Here is a 13,798-nt window from a genome sequence, read left to right as displayed (position 1 = left end):
CAACGTGACTCTATAGTACCAGGGGAATAACCTCGCCCTTATTGCGGGCAATGTCGGTAATGTCAAAAGCACCGCTTTGCAGTTCAGCCTCGCCCCGAACAACCATCACAGAGTGATTTTTGACGATGACTTCACGAACGATGTCCGGGCGACAGGCGCAGGACATGACGCACTGAAGCACCAGGTTCGCCAGCCCCTCTTTCCCGTCGAAATAGTCCGAATTGTAGTGTTCTTCCATCGTGGACCATTGCCAGTCTTCAATGACGAAGACGCCCCCTTCCGACATGCGCGGAAAAACGAGGTTAAATGACAACAAGGTTTCCAAATACTGGTGCGAAGCGTCATCTATGACGAGATCAATTTTCTCGTCGCCGAACTCTACGTCCAGCAATTCACCAAACCGACTGATGTCCGCCTGACTTATCCCCTTGTAAAGGCGCACGTTATCCTGCCGCGAATACCTTTCGATATAGGCGTCAAGATGAGGCAGTTCGCGCGTCGAATATTCAACTGCAACCAATTTTTCAGGCTGAAAAACACGATCGAGGAGCGCGACGCTCCCGCCCTGCCATACTCCGATATCGACGATATTGCGAACATCAATCTTAGAAGTACAATCGAGTTCGGCCTCGATCATTTCGCGGGTTTTCACCAGCAGAAACTCGTTATCGTTCGATGTGATGTCGTGGTATTCTGCACGCTCGACAGTGGCGAAAAAACTGACGCCACCAACGGTGCACCTGTTCCGCTCTGACCAGACAATCGGTTGAACTTTCTTCTTTTTCGAACCGCCTGAAATTGAGTGCAAGGCAGTTGAGATAGCCTCCCTAAATTTGTTCACCATAATGCCCTTACCTGATGGATTGTTGCTTCATCACCTGAAAGGCTTGAGTTTACAAGCTTCCTGAACATCCAAGGCAGAAAGAAACGCAGGGCAGTTGTTTCACGACCTCGAAAATGGGGCGGATCAGATCATATTCGCCAAGCCTGATGCTGAAGTTGGCGCAAACATTCGCGTAATTCGTAGCGTCAAAAACGATATGTTTCACTCTGCACGTCAGAGCTGGAAGCTAAGGCACGTCTAAGTTGAAAAAAACGCAGTTCACAGGAAATGTGACTCCATTTAGCCAACCCTCCAGGCGATTTCCCGCGATTCTTATTGAAACTTTACAGCAGAGAGGTCAGAACCAGCCAGACATCTATGCAAGGTTATAATTTATGCTCGCGGAACTTCGGGAACAATATCTGACCACGGTTGCCCGTGCCCTGGATGGCACGATCTATGAAGACCCACCAATTCTGTTTGGAGACACCAAACCGGATTATGACTCCAAAAACCGCGAATACGGCTGGGATTGGCCGTCTGTTGCTTTCACTATGGTGGGCAGCAAGAGATTGGCCAATGTTCGCGCCATGGTGGAATCCGTCATCGGCAACCAGGTTCCCGGCGATTTTGTCGAAACCGGAGTATGGCGTGGCGGTGCCAGCATCTTTGCGAAAGCGGTTCTCTTTACATATGGCCAGAATGACAGACGTGTCGTTCTGTGTGACTCTTTCAAGGGACTGCCCGAGCCGAATGAAGAGTTGTATCCTCACGACAAGGGGTCTGATTTCCATAAGTACGACGCTCTGGCCGTGTCAGCCGATTCTGTAAGGGCGAATTTTGAAAAGTTCGGGCTTCTGGATGATCAGGTTGTGTTCATTGAAGGCTTCTTCAAAGACACCATGCCACTGGTACCCAGCGAGCAGATCGCCGTGCTGCGTCTTGACGGTGACATGTATGAATCAACCATAGATCCTTTGCGGCACCTTTTCGGCAAAGTCTCGAAAGGTGGATGGATCATCGTTGACGACTATCATGTAGTTCCCGCAGCCAAAGCTGCCGTGCATGATTATCTTGACGAAGTGGGGTATCAGCCACCCGCGATCAATGAAATCGATGGTGTGGGTGTCTATTTCCAGAAGGTGTAGAGAGAACCCGCTGGAACAGACTTGGAGTTCAGGTCACGGGTCAAGTTGGGCCTACAACTTGCGGGCGCTGCTGACGTCGGGGCCCGTCACCTGAACACCTGAAACGTCAGGCTCAGCAAGGCTGTGGCCTATTCGTGTTTCAGAATGGCCGACCAAGCAAACACCCCCGGGGGTGCTACCGGACAGCATCCTCAACATCCCGATGAACGTCCACAATGTGGAACTGATTCAAGTTCTGAAAGCGTCTATTTCACTTGGTATAGCTGTCTTCGACAGCCCTTTCGGGCCTCGCTCGGTGGACAAAAGAGCGGATGCAATCTTCGCACCCTTCATCAATTTCTTATTTTTTCACTGAGAGTTGGTGCGGTCGAGAAGACTCGAACTTCCACGGGAGTTACCCCACAGCGACCTCAACGCTGCGCGTCTACCAATTCCGCCACGACCGCACTGCCAATGACTTGGTAAAGCGGCGTATAGACGTTGGTGTGCGCGATGTGAAGAGGCAAAAACACTCCGGTTCAAAAACCTTCACCGCGACCTTATCTATGCTACCGGACAACACGCTAATGATCTGACAGGAGCCGCAGATGACCCCGCCCGATAACCGCCCAATCGTTCAGATCGATATCGTCTCGGATGTTGTGTGCCCCTGGTGTGTTGTCGGGTTTCGGCAGCTTGAAGAAGCGCTGCAGCAACAGGGTGTTCTTGCCCGGCTTCGCTGGCATCCGTTCGAGTTGAACCCGAACATGCCGCCCGAGGGCCAGAATTTGCGCGAGCATATCATGGAGAAATACGGCACGACCGGTGATCAAAGCCAGCAGGCCCGGGACAGGCTTACCTCGATCGGCGCTGAGCTCGGCTTTACCTTCAACTTCGACGAAGACAGCAGAATGGTGAATACATTCGCGGCGCATCAGTTGCTGGATTGGACGGAAGGGTTTGGTCGGCAGCATCCATTGAAACTGGCTCTGTTTGACGCATATTTCACACATCAGAGGGATGTTTCCGATATTGATGTTCTGCTGGAAGCTGTTCGGTCCATCGGGCTGGACGCGGATAAAGCGCGACAAGCGCTTGAAAGCGGAAAACACATAGCCCCCGTACGTGAAAAGCAGCAGTTCTGGACCAGCCGGGGCATTTCAGGTGTGCCATCCATGGTATTTGGCGGAAAATATCTGCTGACCGGCGCGCAAGGATCTGAAACCTATGCACAGGTGTTGCAACGTTGCCTGTCTGAGGCCGCCTGACCCCTTTCCCTGACCGATCTGGACGGTTATGAGGCCGACATGGAATGGAAAATCACCGATGGTCTGACCAGCTATGACGACGCCGTTGCCTTTATGGAGGCGCGGGTCGCCGCAATCGCAAGTGGCGACGCCGAGGAATGTGTCTGGCTGTTGGAACACCCGCCGCTTTATACTGCGGGAACCTCAGCCAAGATCGAGGATCTGACCGACCCTGATCGGTTTCCGGTTTATGAAAGCAAACGCGGGGGCGAATACACCTATCACGGGCCCGGTCAGCGTGTGGCTTATGTCATGCTGGATCTGAACAAACGGGGACGCGATGTGCGCCGTTTTGTGAAGCAGCTTGAAACCTGGGTGATTTCAGCGCTGGCGGAGTTCAATGTACAAGGTGAGATTCGTGGCGGGCGCGTGGGGGTTTGGGTTCGGCGTGACGACAAGCCTTTGACGGCGACCGGCAAACCGGCGGAAGATAAGATCGCCGCCATTGGTTTGCGCCTGCGCAAATGGGTCAGTTTTCACGGTATCTCAGTGAATGTCGAACCGGATCTGGAACATTTTTCGGGCATCGTCCCATGCGGGATAAGCGAATACGGCGTGACGTCATTGGTCGATCTGGGGCTGCCGGTGACAATGGCAGATATTGATGCAGCTCTGGAAAAGACATTCGCAGACGTTTTTGGATCTGCTGATTCCTGAACTCAACTGCCAATCGCTGCGCAGCGAATCGCTGCGCTCTACTGTAGCAAACAACAATCCTTGTGACCGGGTGGCTCTGTTTCCCATGCGTAAGGCAATTAACCCTGAATTCGGTGGATTTAGGGAAGTCTTTAAGCATTTTTTAACTCAGGTAGATACAAAGGCCCCGTTAACGAGTAACATGGAACTGCCAATCAAGAGTGAGTGGTATGTTAACCGGTGATCCAGGGCTCGCCCTCGAAATCCGAGAAGTGTTTGGTTACGAGTCTGCCGTTCCGACCCCAAATCGGAACGGCAATTCTCTTTTAGGCACCGCTATTCTTCCTGGTGCCCAAATCGGGACGAACCGACGCAGGCGCGGTCGGCCTGTTCCAGTTCGAGCGTCGCATGGCCTACCCCAAAACGATCCAGAAGGGTTAGCCTGACACTGTTCCGCACCTCTTCGGCCTTTTGCCAGGCGTCTATATCGATGACCAGATGAGCCGTCAGCGCGGGCTGCCGTTCCTGCATGCTCCACAAATGCATGTGATGCACTTCGGCCACCCCTTCTGTTTCTTCAATAGCCGCCGCAACTTGCTCTGGTTCCAGGTCGAGCGGTGCGCCTAGCATCAGAATGCGGATCGTCTCACCTATCTCACTTTTGACATGCCACATGATATAGACGGAGATCAGGATCGTCACCACCGGGTCCACCCATGTCCAGCCGAACAGGATCACTGCGGTTCCCGCCACGATCACGGCGACTGATCCCAATGCGTCAGCAACATTATGAATGAATGCGGCCCGGATATTCATGCTCTCCTTGGCCAGAGCATACGTCAGCGCAGCGGTTACGAGATCGACCACCAATGCCAGCGCGGCGATCCAAACCATAATCCACCCGTTGATCGGCTCGGGTTCAAAAAACCGTATCACTCCTTCGTAGAACAGATAGACAGACAGCACGATCAACGTGGTGTAATTGACCAATGCGGCGACGACTTCGGCCCGGCCATAGCCAAAGCTCATACGGGCATCGGCGGGGCGCCGGGCTATCTTTCGGGCGAAAAACGCGATTATCAGCGCGACGGCGTCCGAAAAGTTGTGCAGCGCATCGGCAATCAACGCCAGAGAGCCCGAAATGATGCCACCGATGACCTGAGACACAGTCAGGAACATGTTCACCCCAATCGCCCAGGCGACGCGCGCATCACCTGCGTCCGGATCGATGTGACTATGATGTTGACCATGTCCGGTGTGGGAATGCTGGTGTGCCATGTCGTTTCCTGTCCCTTGTTGCGGCTTCCCAGAGCATGTAGTTCCTCTAGCCACTAGAGGTTCAAGAGGCCGCAACGGAAAAATGTACTCAATCGGGGACTTATCGCGCCGAACCGGAGTGAAAATTCCCACAATCCGGTTTTATGAAGACAAAGGCCTTTTGCCCAGGCCAGAGCGAACGGCGGGCAATCAACGCCGGTATGACGATACCGCGTTAAAGCAGCTGATCTTCATTCGCCATTGTCGTGATCTGGGATTGCCACCGGCCGACGTCGTGGGCTTGCTGTCCCTTGAGGGCGCGTCTGGCAGCGACCTTAACCGGGCGCACGAAATTGCCGAAAAGCAACTGGCCGACCTCCGGGATCGTATTGCCCGCCTTCAAAACCTCGAGGCGGAACTGACCCGAATTTCAGCGGCCTGCGACGGGCAGCACGACCACGTCTGTGCCGTGCTGCACGCGTTTCAGGATCATGGCGAATGTATGGGGCCACATGGCGCCGCATGATCAGGCGAGTGCGGCGCTGATCTTTTTCGCGTGGTCCCCGATAAGCTCGAAATCCCCCATCTTGCCCGGTGGGCCCATGGAAACGCCTTCGTAGCGCGGCAAGATGTGAAAATGCAGGTGGAAGACTTCCTGCCCGCCTGCCGCTTCACTGAATTGCTGAATTGTCACCCCGTCCGCGTCAAATGCGGACTTAACGGCCAGGGCCATTTTCTGCACCGTTCTCATAACTGCCGTCAGTTGCTCGGGCGTAGCGTCCAGTACGTTGCGGCAGGGCGTTTTGGGGATTACCAGTAGATGCCCGTCAGTGCGTGGCATGATATCCATGAAAGCCAGCGTTTCGTCATCCTCGTACACGCGCGTGCACGGGATTTCTCCGCGCAGGATTTTCGCAAAAATATTGTCGGGGTCGTAATCAGCCATCTCAAACCTCTGGATTGCGGGTGTTGGCACCGTTCTGAGACGCGCGCAGGCAACGGTCAAGGCGGAACTCTGCCAACACCCTTGCCGCATCGACAGGCCGGGCTTGAATTCTCGTCCGCCACGCCCAGATACCCCATGTTGAAGGCCGGAAAATCGCGCGGCACCCGCCTGCCCGCGACAATTAATCTTGATCCAGATCAAACTCGGCCATTGAAGGTGCCCTCTCCACATTCTAAAACCAGCAGGAATCCCGCGCGTTGGAGAGGTCCGACTGCGCGGTGCAGTTGCAACAGGAGGCACCTATAATGGCAGACGCAGCCATTCATGGCCACGACCATGAAGACGAGCGCAGCTTTTTCCAGCGCTGGTTCATGTCGACCAACCACAAGGACATCGGGATTCTGTACCTGGTCGTTTCGGCGCTTGCCGGTCTGATCTCGGTTCTGATGACCGTCTACATGCGGCTCGAGCTGATGCACCCGGGCGTTCAGTACATGTGCTTGGAAGGCTTCATGGCCGACCCATGTACACCCAACGGGCATCTGTGGAACGTCATGATCACCTACCACGGTGTTCTGATGATGTTCTTTGTTGTCATCCCGGCCCTGTTCGGCGGTTTTGGCAACTATTTCATGCCGTTGCAGATCGGCGCGCCGGATATGGCGTTCCCGCGGATGAACAACCTGTCCTTCTGGCTGTATGTCGCTGGTACCTCGCTGGGTGTGGCCTCGCTGCTCAGCCCCGGGGGTAACGATCAGCTTGGTTCGGGCGTCGGCTGGGTTTTGTACCCGCCGCTGTCGACGACCGAGGGCGGCATGTCCATGGATCTTGCGATCTTTGCTGTGCACGTATCGGGCGCCTCCTCGATCCTCGGCGCGATCAACATGATCACAACCTTCCTGAACATGCGTGCCCCTGGCATGACCCTGTTCAAGGTGCCGCTGTTCAGCTGGTCGATCTTTGTCACCGCGTGGCTGATTCTGTTGGCTCTGCCGGTTCTGGCGGGCGCGATCACCATGCTGCTGATGGACCGCAACTTTGGCTTCACCTTCTTTGATCCGGCCGGCGGCGGCGATCCGATCCTGTATCAGCACATCCTGTGGTTCTTCGGCCACCCGGAAGTGTACATCGTGATCCTGCCCGGATTCGGCATCATCAGCCATGTCATCGCGACCTTCTCGCGCAAACCGATCTTCGGTTATCTGCCGATGGTTTGGGCGATCATCGCGATTGGTGTTCTGGGCTTCGTCGTGTGGGCGCACCACATGTACACCGTTGGCATGTCGCTGCGTCAGCAGGCCTATTTCATGCTGGCCACGATGGTCATCGCGGTTCCGACAGGGGTTAAAGTCTTCTCGTGGATTGCGACGATGTGGGGTGGTTCCATCGAGTTCAAGACACCGATGCTGTTCGCCTTCGGCTTCCTGTTCCTGTTCACCGTCGGCGGTGTGACCGGTGTGGTTCTGTCGCAGGCTGGCGTGGACCGCGCTTATCACGACACCTACTACGTGGTCGCGCACTTCCACTACGTGATGTCGCTGGGCGCCGTATTCGCGATCTTTGCCGGGGTCTATTTCTACTTCAGCAAAATGACCGGCCGTCAGTACTCAGAGTTCTGGGGCAAGGTTCACTTCTGGATGTTCTTCATCGGCGCCAACCTGACCTTCTTCCCGCAGCACTTCCTGGGTCGTCAGGGTATGCCGCGCCGCTATATCGACTACCCAGAGGCTTTCGCCCAGTGGAACTTCGTTTCGTCGATCGGTGCGTTCATCTCGTTCGCCTCGTTCCTGCTGTTCTTTGGCATCGTGTTCTACGCCCTGTTCCGTGGTGCGAAAGAAACGCGTCCAAACCCGTGGAACGAATACGCGGACACGCTGGAATGGACCCTGCCCACGCCGCCGCCCGAACACACGTTCGAGCAACTGCCCAAGCAGGAAGACTGGGACAAGGGCCACGCGCATTGATCCCGATCTGATCCAAAGAAACCCCGCCCAAGTGGCGGGGTTTTTCATTGCCTTCGCAGCCGGTTCGCCAATTGCACCAAAATCCGCTATGATACCCCCGCAGAACAGTCGGAGGATCGGCAATGCCGGAAATCGACTTTTGGTATTCAATCGGCAGCACATACAGCTTCCTTACCGTGATGCGTCTGGACGATTGGCGCGTTGAACATGACGCCACTGTTAACTGGCGGCCCTTCAATGTGCGCACGATCATGTCAGCGCAGCAGAATATCCCGTTCGCCGGAAAACCGGAAAAATCCACATATATGTGGCGCGACATCGAACGTCGCTGTGCCAAGTATCACATCCACGCCAGCTTGCCGGCACCCTATCCGATTTCCGACCTGGCCTTGGCCAATCAGATCGCTGTCCTTGGCATGATGGATGGATGGGGCAAATCTTTTACCCAAAACCTGTACCGTATCTGGTTTGAGGAAGGCGTCGACGCAGGCAGCGAAATCGCTCTGTCCGAAGCTTTGCTGCGCTGCCAGCAAGATCCCCGTCTGACACTGGCACGTGCGCGCAGCCCGGATATCGTCGCGGCACTGGAAGCTGAAACGGATATTGCCGTGAAACTGGGTGTTTTCGGTGCTCCCAGCTTTGTCGTGAGGCAAGAAGTGTTCTGGGGCGACGACCGTTTGGATGACGCCTTGTCTTGGGCGCGTGTCGGCCACGTCGTCTGATCAAAACCCGTCGACTTGACGCAGCACCGCGTTATGTTTCCGGTATGCCGTACAAATGGAATCAGACATCCGAAACCGAACAGGAACTGCGCCTCTGGCCGCATAACTCTCTGCCGCGACGCGGGGCAATGATCACTGTCCTGTCAGTGTTTCTGTTCGGCCTGATCCCGCTGCTGGCCGTGCTCGGATCAGTGGTACTGTGGGGACTGTTACCGTTTCTGCTGATTTCGGTGTTGGGCCTGTGGTTTGCCCTTCAGGCGAACTATCGTGCGCGCAGCGTTTCCGAGGTATTGACGCTAACTGGTACCGAGGCCCACCTCGTCCACCATACTTCAGGCAACGGGTCGCAGGAATGGTCGTGTAACCGATACTGGGCGCGACCTGAAATGCACGAGAAAGGCGGCCCTGTCCCTCATTACGTCACCCTTATTGGGGACGGGCGCGAGGTCGAAATAGGAGCGTTCCTGTCTGAGGATGAGCGCATCACGCTCTATGACGAATTGGTCAAAAAACTGCGCGAACCAATCGCGCAGTAATTGCCTTGAGCATCGGATGACTCAGCAGTTTCCGTTTGACGCGGCGCAGAGGTGGTCCTTGACCATCGGCCCGACCTTGCCGAAATCCATCTGACCGGTATAGCGGGTCTTCAGCTCGCCCATGACCTTTCCCATGTCACGAATGGAACCGGCTCCGGTTGAAGTAATCGCGGCCTGAATCGCTTTTGACACTTCATCATCATCCAGCTGCTTGGGCAGAAACTCTTCGATGACGGCAACTTCCTGCATCTCGCGCTCGGCCAAATCGAGGCGTCCGCCCTCTTCGTAGGCGCGCGCGCTTTCCTTGCGTTGCTTGGTCATTTTACCAAGTATTTCAAGAACCTCTGCATCACCGCAGCCTTTGACCTCTTCGTTGTCCGAGGCGCGCGCGGCGATGTCACGGTCCTTGATGGCCGCGTTGATCAACCGCAGCGTCGATAGACGCTCGGCTGCCTTGTCTTTCATTGCTTGCTTCAGGGCGGCATTCACCCGTGATCGCATGTCCATTTGGCTTGTCCATCCCCATGACAACGGAACCCCGAACATATCTAAACAAAAAGCGTGTTACAACCGGGGGCGATCAGTCTTAACCTATTGAAAAATAACGATAGCATAAAAAATGAACGGACTTGACCCAAGCGCCTAACCCCCTTAGGTATGCGCCGGTTTACCTTGCAGGAGAGTCGCGCCATGGCCCAGAACGTCCCGTCCAAGCCCACCGCATGTCTGGCTTTGGCCGACGGAACACTGTTTTACGGCCTCGGCTTCGGTGCAACCGGACAGACCGTGGCTGAACTCTGCTTCAACACAGCCATGACCGGATATCAGGAAATCATGACCGATCCATCCTATGCCGGGCAGATCGTAACCTTTACCTTCCCCCATATCGGCAATGTCGGCGTGAACCCGGAAGATGACGAAACCGGCGATCCGGTCGCCGCTGGCATGGTTGTCAAATGGGATCCGACCGAGCCGTCCAACTGGCGCTCGGCCGAGGACCTGAAGGGCTGGCTTGCCCGCCGTGGCCGTATCGCCATCGGCGGCGTTGATACCCGTCGCCTCACACGCGCCATCCGCCAGCAAGGTGCGCCGCATGTGGCGCTGGCTCATGACCCCGAGGGCAATTTCGACATCGAAGCCCTGGTTGCTGCGGCCCGCGGCTTTGCCGGGCTGGAAGGTATGGACTTGGCCAAGGAAGTCACCTGTGCCCAAAGCTATCGCTGGGATGAAATGCGGTGGGCGTGGCCTGACGGGTACAAGCGACAAGAGGCCCCTGCCCACAAAGTCGTGGCTGTGGATTACGGTGCCAAGCGCAACATTCTTCGCTGCCTCGCCTCGGCTGGATGCGATGTCACCGTATTGCCAGCGACAGCGACCGCAGCCGAAGTGCTGGCCCATCAGCCAGACGGCGTTTTCCTGTCGAACGGTCCCGGCGACCCGGCCGCAACTGGTGCCTATGCTGTGCCGATGATCAAGGAAATCCTGGACACAACCGATCTGCCCGTCTTCGGTATCTGCCTTGGCCACCAGATGCTGGCCCTGGCTTTGGGCGGTCAGACAGTCAAGATGAACCATGGTCATCACGGCGCGAACCACCCGGTCAAGGATCTGGACACCGGCAAGGTCGAAATCACCTCGATGAATCACGGTTTTGCCGTGGACGCGCAGTCTCTGCCGGAAGGCGTTGTTGAGACCCACAGGTCGCTGTTTGATGGCTCGAACTGCGGTATCCGCATGACTGACAGACCTGTATATTCGGTGCAATATCACCCCGAAGCATCGCCCGGGCCTCAGGACAGTTTCTATCTGTTCGAACGTTTCGCCGATGCGATGGAAAAGAAAAAAGAGCAGGCATAACGCCGGAACTTTCCAGAGTTAACGGCACGTTAACTTTGTTTGAACAACCCTGAGCGCAGGTAACTGTGCCAGGGTTTTATTATGGTTGAGCTTAACCTCCAGGATTTTACAACCGCCGCCCCGTTCCCGGCGCCCGGTTTTCGCAAACCGCTGGGCACTTGCCTGTTGGAGAACGAGGTCATCACCCGCTCGCAACTGGACCACGCATTGAGCCTGCAGGCCAGACAGAAAGCGCCCCTTGGTGAGATTTTGGTTGGCGAAGGATATGCCAACAGGCAAGACGTTCTGACGGCCCTATCCACGCAGTTCGAGTGGCAAATCGCGGACCTTGAACAGATCCCACCAATGCGCGGTTTGTGCGAACTGAAGCCAGTAGATTTCTGGCTTGAACACAATGTTATTCCCTGGATGCGCATAGGCCCGCTGCTTTTGGTCGCCACCGCCCGGCCTGATCGTTTTGCGACCGTTGTTTCCGAGATGCAGGATTGCGACCATGCCATCCTGCCGGTTCTTGCGGATTCTCATCAGATCGACCGGGTCATTGCACTGCACTTCTCGCAGACACTCGCAAATGCTGCCGAAACCCGTGTAAACGCCGCACAAAGCTGCCGCAACTGGACCGCCGGATCCCGGCTCGTAACATCCGCAACAGCGGTGAGTGTGTTGTTTCTTTTCGCCCTATTCCCCGCGTTTGGATTGATGGTTTTGTTGGGCGCGGCCGTGGGGACTTTGGTTCTTTTTGCAGCCTTTCGGACAATTGGCACCCTTGCCTACCTCGGCGACCACATGAAAAAGCCGACCGAACCACCAGAGGCGGCAATCGCGCTTCGACACCCCTGCGTGTCCATCATGGTGCCGTTGTACAAGGAACGAGAAATCGCGAATGCTCTGGTGCAGCGGCTCCAAAGGCTGACCTACCCCAAAGCGCTTCTGGACGTCATTCTCGTGCTTGAGGAAACGGATGACGTGACGCGCGACGCCCTTGCGCAGACGGCTCTGCCCAGTTGGATGCGTGTTGTTGTCGTCCCGGAATTGAACGGGCTGACCACCAAACCGCGCGCCATGAATTACGCGCTGGACTTTTGCCGTGGTGACATCGTTGGCGTTTGGGATGCCGAAGACGCACCTCAGCCAGATCAGATCGAATGTGTGGTGGCGCATTTCACTCAAGCTTCGCCCGAGGTGGTTTGCCTGCAAGGTGTTCTGGATTACTATAACCCTCGCACAAACTGGCGGTCACGCTGTTTTACCATAGAGTACAACAGCTGGTTTCGTGTGATCCTGCCGGGCATCGCACGTATGGGCCTGGTCGTCCCGCTTGGGGGAACGACGTTCTTTTTCCGCCGTGAGAAGCTGTTGGAACTGGGCGGCTGGGACGCCCACAATGTTACCGAAGATGCCGATTTGGGCGTGCGGCTTTGCCGGGCCGGTTATCGGACCGAGATGGTGGATACCACGACATTCGAAGAGGCAAACTTTCGAGCCTGGCCGTGGGTGAAGCAACGCTCACGTTGGCTCAAGGGTTTCATGGTTACCTATCTTGTGCACACGCGTAACCCTCGGAAACTGTATGCGGACCTGGGTGCAGTGAAGTTTTTTGGCCTACAGACGTTCTTTCTGGGCACGCTGGGTCAATTCCTGCTGGCCCCTGTTCTCTGGATTTTCTGGCTATACGCCATGGGCATAACCAATCCGATGGAGCAAATCCTGTCACACCAGATGGCAACAGTGTTGGTCTGGCTGTTTCTGGCGACCGAGGCCCTGAATATCTGCGCCGGGATCATCGCTGTATCCGCGCGTGAACGCCGTTTCTTGCTGCCTTGGGTCCCGACGATGTTTCTGTATTTTCCACTAGGTGTGGTTGCCGGTTACAAAGCGCTGTGGGAGCTGGCGACAAATCCGTTTTTTTGGGACAAAACCCAACATGGTCAGGCCAGCGAAGACATTCCGCTGGCCTGACGTTCATTTATCGCGACGACTGGCATCCTGTTTCAGACGAGTCATGAACGCGATTGAAATATGCTCCTTCAGCGCCCGCCCCGCGGCTTCCTCGTCGCGGGCGGCGATGGCTTCTACAATTCCCTTATGCTCACTTTGTGCAATCTCACCACGCCCCTGAACTGCCAGAGAAGTGGTCGCCATCAGGGCCATCGTCCGGTGGACCAGATCGAGCTGCTGAACCAGATAGCGGTTGTGTGACGCCAGATGAATCTGTTCGTGAAACCGTCGGTTGGCGCGCGACAAAGCCGTTGGGTCATCGATAAGTTTGTCGTCTTCAACAACCATATCCTGAAGAACCTTGATCTCTTCTTCAGTAGCGTGTTTTGCGGCCAGCCGTGCGGCAAGCCCTTCAAGTTCCCGGCGCACAATGTAAAGCTCGGCCATCTGGTTGTGGTCCAGAGACGCCACGATCAATGACCTCCCGTCCCGTTCCAGCAAGGATTGGGTTTCCAGGCGTTGCAGCGCTTCACGGATCGGAGTGCGCGACACGCCGAACCGTTCAGCCAATTCGCTTTCGACCAATCGATCACCGGGCTTGTAGACCCCCACATCGATGGCTTCGAGAATAAGGCTGTAGGCGTCCTTGGTCGGGGATCGGGTCTGGCTCATGGGATCATTTGTC

14 protein-coding genes and 1 tRNA gene are annotated in these 13,798 nt (G+C 55.8%); 9 read left to right on the top strand and 6 right to left on the bottom strand.

What is annotated here, in order from left to right; translation table 11 throughout:
• Positions 1 to 10: 10 nt before the first annotated feature.
• Entirely contained in the window at positions 11 to 844 is an 834-nt protein-coding gene (locus AC2FLP_RS04215; protein WP_496710048.1) for a class I SAM-dependent methyltransferase, read from the bottom strand.
• Positions 845 to 1,218: 374 nt separating this feature from the next.
• Here AC2FLP_RS04215 and AC2FLP_RS04210 point away from each other — a divergent pair, with 374 nt between their 5' ends.
• Complete coding sequence (locus AC2FLP_RS04210) at positions 1,219 to 1,971, top strand: TylF/MycF/NovP-related O-methyltransferase (RefSeq protein ID WP_496681719.1); 753 nt, start codon at positions 1,219 to 1,221, stop codon at positions 1,969 to 1,971.
• Positions 1,972 to 2,330: 359 nt separating this feature from the next.
• Here the strand turns inward: AC2FLP_RS04210 and AC2FLP_RS04205 are convergent.
• Positions 2,331 to 2,417, bottom strand: a tRNA-Leu gene (locus AC2FLP_RS04205).
• A 141-nt stretch (positions 2,418 to 2,558) separates the two neighbouring features.
• Here AC2FLP_RS04205 and AC2FLP_RS04200 point away from each other — a divergent pair.
• Both AC2FLP_RS04200 and lipB read left to right on the top strand, forming a co-directional pair.
• Positions 2,559 to 3,218 (top strand): DsbA family oxidoreductase, encoded by a 660-nt coding sequence (locus AC2FLP_RS04200; RefSeq protein WP_299896174.1) that lies wholly within the window; start codon positions 2,559 to 2,561, stop codon positions 3,216 to 3,218.
• A 39-nt stretch (positions 3,219 to 3,257) separates the two neighbouring features.
• Positions 3,258 to 3,914 (top strand): lipoyl(octanoyl) transferase LipB, encoded by a 657-nt coding sequence (lipB, locus tag AC2FLP_RS04195; protein ID WP_299896171.1) that lies wholly within the window; start codon positions 3,258 to 3,260, stop codon positions 3,912 to 3,914.
• A gap of 315 nt (positions 3,915 to 4,229) precedes the next feature.
• Here the strand turns inward: lipB and AC2FLP_RS04190 are convergent, their stop codons facing one another.
• Complete coding sequence (locus AC2FLP_RS04190) at positions 4,230 to 5,171, bottom strand: cation diffusion facilitator family transporter (protein WP_299896166.1); 942 nt, start codon at positions 5,169 to 5,171, stop codon at positions 4,230 to 4,232.
• 82 nt (positions 5,172 to 5,253) lie between these two features.
• On the opposite strand from AC2FLP_RS04190, the gene AC2FLP_RS04185 reads away from it, so the two are divergent.
• Positions 5,254 to 5,676, top strand: a complete 423-nt coding sequence (locus AC2FLP_RS04185) for a MerR family transcriptional regulator (RefSeq protein WP_496681716.1) — start codon at positions 5,254 to 5,256, stop codon at positions 5,674 to 5,676.
• Here AC2FLP_RS04185 and AC2FLP_RS04180 read toward each other — a convergent pair whose 3' ends face one another.
• On the bottom strand, positions 5,677 to 6,096 hold the full coding sequence (locus AC2FLP_RS04180) for an HIT family protein (RefSeq protein ID WP_299896160.1): 420 nt from the start codon (positions 6,094 to 6,096) through the stop codon (positions 5,677 to 5,679).
• A gap of 305 nt (positions 6,097 to 6,401) precedes the next feature.
• On the opposite strand from AC2FLP_RS04180, the gene ctaD reads away from it, so the two are divergent.
• The 3 genes from ctaD to AC2FLP_RS04165 all read left to right on the top strand — a co-directional run bounded on the left by ctaD (position 6,402) and on the right by AC2FLP_RS04165 (position 9,318).
• Entirely contained in the window at positions 6,402 to 8,060 is a 1,659-nt protein-coding gene (gene ctaD, locus AC2FLP_RS04175; RefSeq protein ID WP_117869314.1) for a cytochrome c oxidase subunit I, read from the top strand.
• Positions 8,061 to 8,182: 122 nt separating this feature from the next.
• Complete coding sequence (locus AC2FLP_RS04170; RefSeq protein ID WP_117869315.1) at positions 8,183 to 8,782, top strand: 2-hydroxychromene-2-carboxylate isomerase; 600 nt, start codon at positions 8,183 to 8,185, stop codon at positions 8,780 to 8,782.
• Between the two features lie 44 nt (positions 8,783 to 8,826).
• Positions 8,827 to 9,318, top strand: coding sequence for a DUF2244 domain-containing protein (locus AC2FLP_RS04165; protein WP_117869316.1), 492 nt, complete (start codon positions 8,827 to 8,829; stop codon positions 9,316 to 9,318).
• A 21-nt stretch (positions 9,319 to 9,339) separates the two neighbouring features.
• Here the strand turns inward: AC2FLP_RS04165 and AC2FLP_RS04160 are convergent, their stop codons facing one another.
• A complete protein-coding gene (locus AC2FLP_RS04160) occupies positions 9,340 to 9,825 on the bottom strand; it encodes a GatB/YqeY domain-containing protein (RefSeq protein ID WP_117869317.1) in 486 nt (161 codons plus the stop codon).
• Between the two features lie 183 nt (positions 9,826 to 10,008).
• On the opposite strand from AC2FLP_RS04160, the gene carA reads away from it, so the two are divergent.
• Both carA and AC2FLP_RS04150 read left to right on the top strand, forming a co-directional pair.
• Positions 10,009 to 11,175 carry a glutamine-hydrolyzing carbamoyl-phosphate synthase small subunit gene (gene carA / locus AC2FLP_RS04155; RefSeq protein WP_496681710.1) on the top strand — a complete coding sequence of 389 codons (1,167 nt, stop codon included), beginning with the start codon at positions 10,009 to 10,011 and terminating at the stop codon, positions 11,173 to 11,175.
• Positions 11,176 to 11,256: 81 nt separating this feature from the next.
• A complete protein-coding gene (locus AC2FLP_RS04150) occupies positions 11,257 to 13,134 on the top strand; it encodes a glycosyltransferase (RefSeq protein ID WP_496681708.1) in 1,878 nt (625 codons plus the stop codon).
• Between the two features lie 3 nt (positions 13,135 to 13,137).
• Here AC2FLP_RS04150 and AC2FLP_RS04145 read toward each other — a convergent pair whose 3' ends face one another.
• Positions 13,138 to 13,785, bottom strand: coding sequence for a GntR family transcriptional regulator (locus AC2FLP_RS04145; protein ID WP_117869320.1), 648 nt, complete (start codon positions 13,783 to 13,785; stop codon positions 13,138 to 13,140).
• Between the last annotated feature and the right edge of the window lie 13 nt (positions 13,786 to 13,798).

It is taken from the genome of Ruegeria sp. CDSA141, assembly GCF_059612005.1.
Note: the sequence above shows the minus strand (reverse complement) of the source record. Positions and strands in the feature narration are given on the sequence as shown.

Coding starts and splice junctions, on each gene's coding strand:
- AC2FLP_RS04215 (WP_496710048.1), bottom strand. CDS start 844: ATGGTGAACAAATTTAGGGAGGCTATCTCAACTGCCTTGCACTCAATT.
- AC2FLP_RS04210 (WP_496681719.1), top strand. CDS start 1,219: ATGCTCGCGGAACTTCGGGAACAATATCTGACCACGGTTGCCCGTGCC.
- AC2FLP_RS04200 (WP_299896174.1), top strand. CDS start 2,559: ATGACCCCGCCCGATAACCGCCCAATCGTTCAGATCGATATCGTCTCG.
- lipB (WP_299896171.1), top strand. CDS start 3,258: ATGGAATGGAAAATCACCGATGGTCTGACCAGCTATGACGACGCCGTT.
- AC2FLP_RS04190 (WP_299896166.1), bottom strand. CDS start 5,171: ATGGCACACCAGCATTCCCACACCGGACATGGTCAACATCATAGTCAC.
- AC2FLP_RS04185 (WP_496681716.1), top strand. CDS start 5,254: ATGTACTCAATCGGGGACTTATCGCGCCGAACCGGAGTGAAAATTCCC.
- AC2FLP_RS04180 (WP_299896160.1), bottom strand. CDS start 6,096: ATGGCTGATTACGACCCCGACAATATTTTTGCGAAAATCCTGCGCGGA.
- ctaD (WP_117869314.1), top strand. CDS start 6,402: ATGGCAGACGCAGCCATTCATGGCCACGACCATGAAGACGAGCGCAGC.
- AC2FLP_RS04170 (WP_117869315.1), top strand. CDS start 8,183: ATGCCGGAAATCGACTTTTGGTATTCAATCGGCAGCACATACAGCTTC.
- AC2FLP_RS04165 (WP_117869316.1), top strand. CDS start 8,827: ATGCCGTACAAATGGAATCAGACATCCGAAACCGAACAGGAACTGCGC.
- AC2FLP_RS04160 (WP_117869317.1), bottom strand. CDS start 9,825: ATGGACATGCGATCACGGGTGAATGCCGCCCTGAAGCAAGCAATGAAA.
- carA (WP_496681710.1), top strand. CDS start 10,009: ATGGCCCAGAACGTCCCGTCCAAGCCCACCGCATGTCTGGCTTTGGCC.
- AC2FLP_RS04150 (WP_496681708.1), top strand. CDS start 11,257: ATGGTTGAGCTTAACCTCCAGGATTTTACAACCGCCGCCCCGTTCCCG.
- AC2FLP_RS04145 (WP_117869320.1), bottom strand. CDS start 13,785: ATGAGCCAGACCCGATCCCCGACCAAGGACGCCTACAGCCTTATTCTC.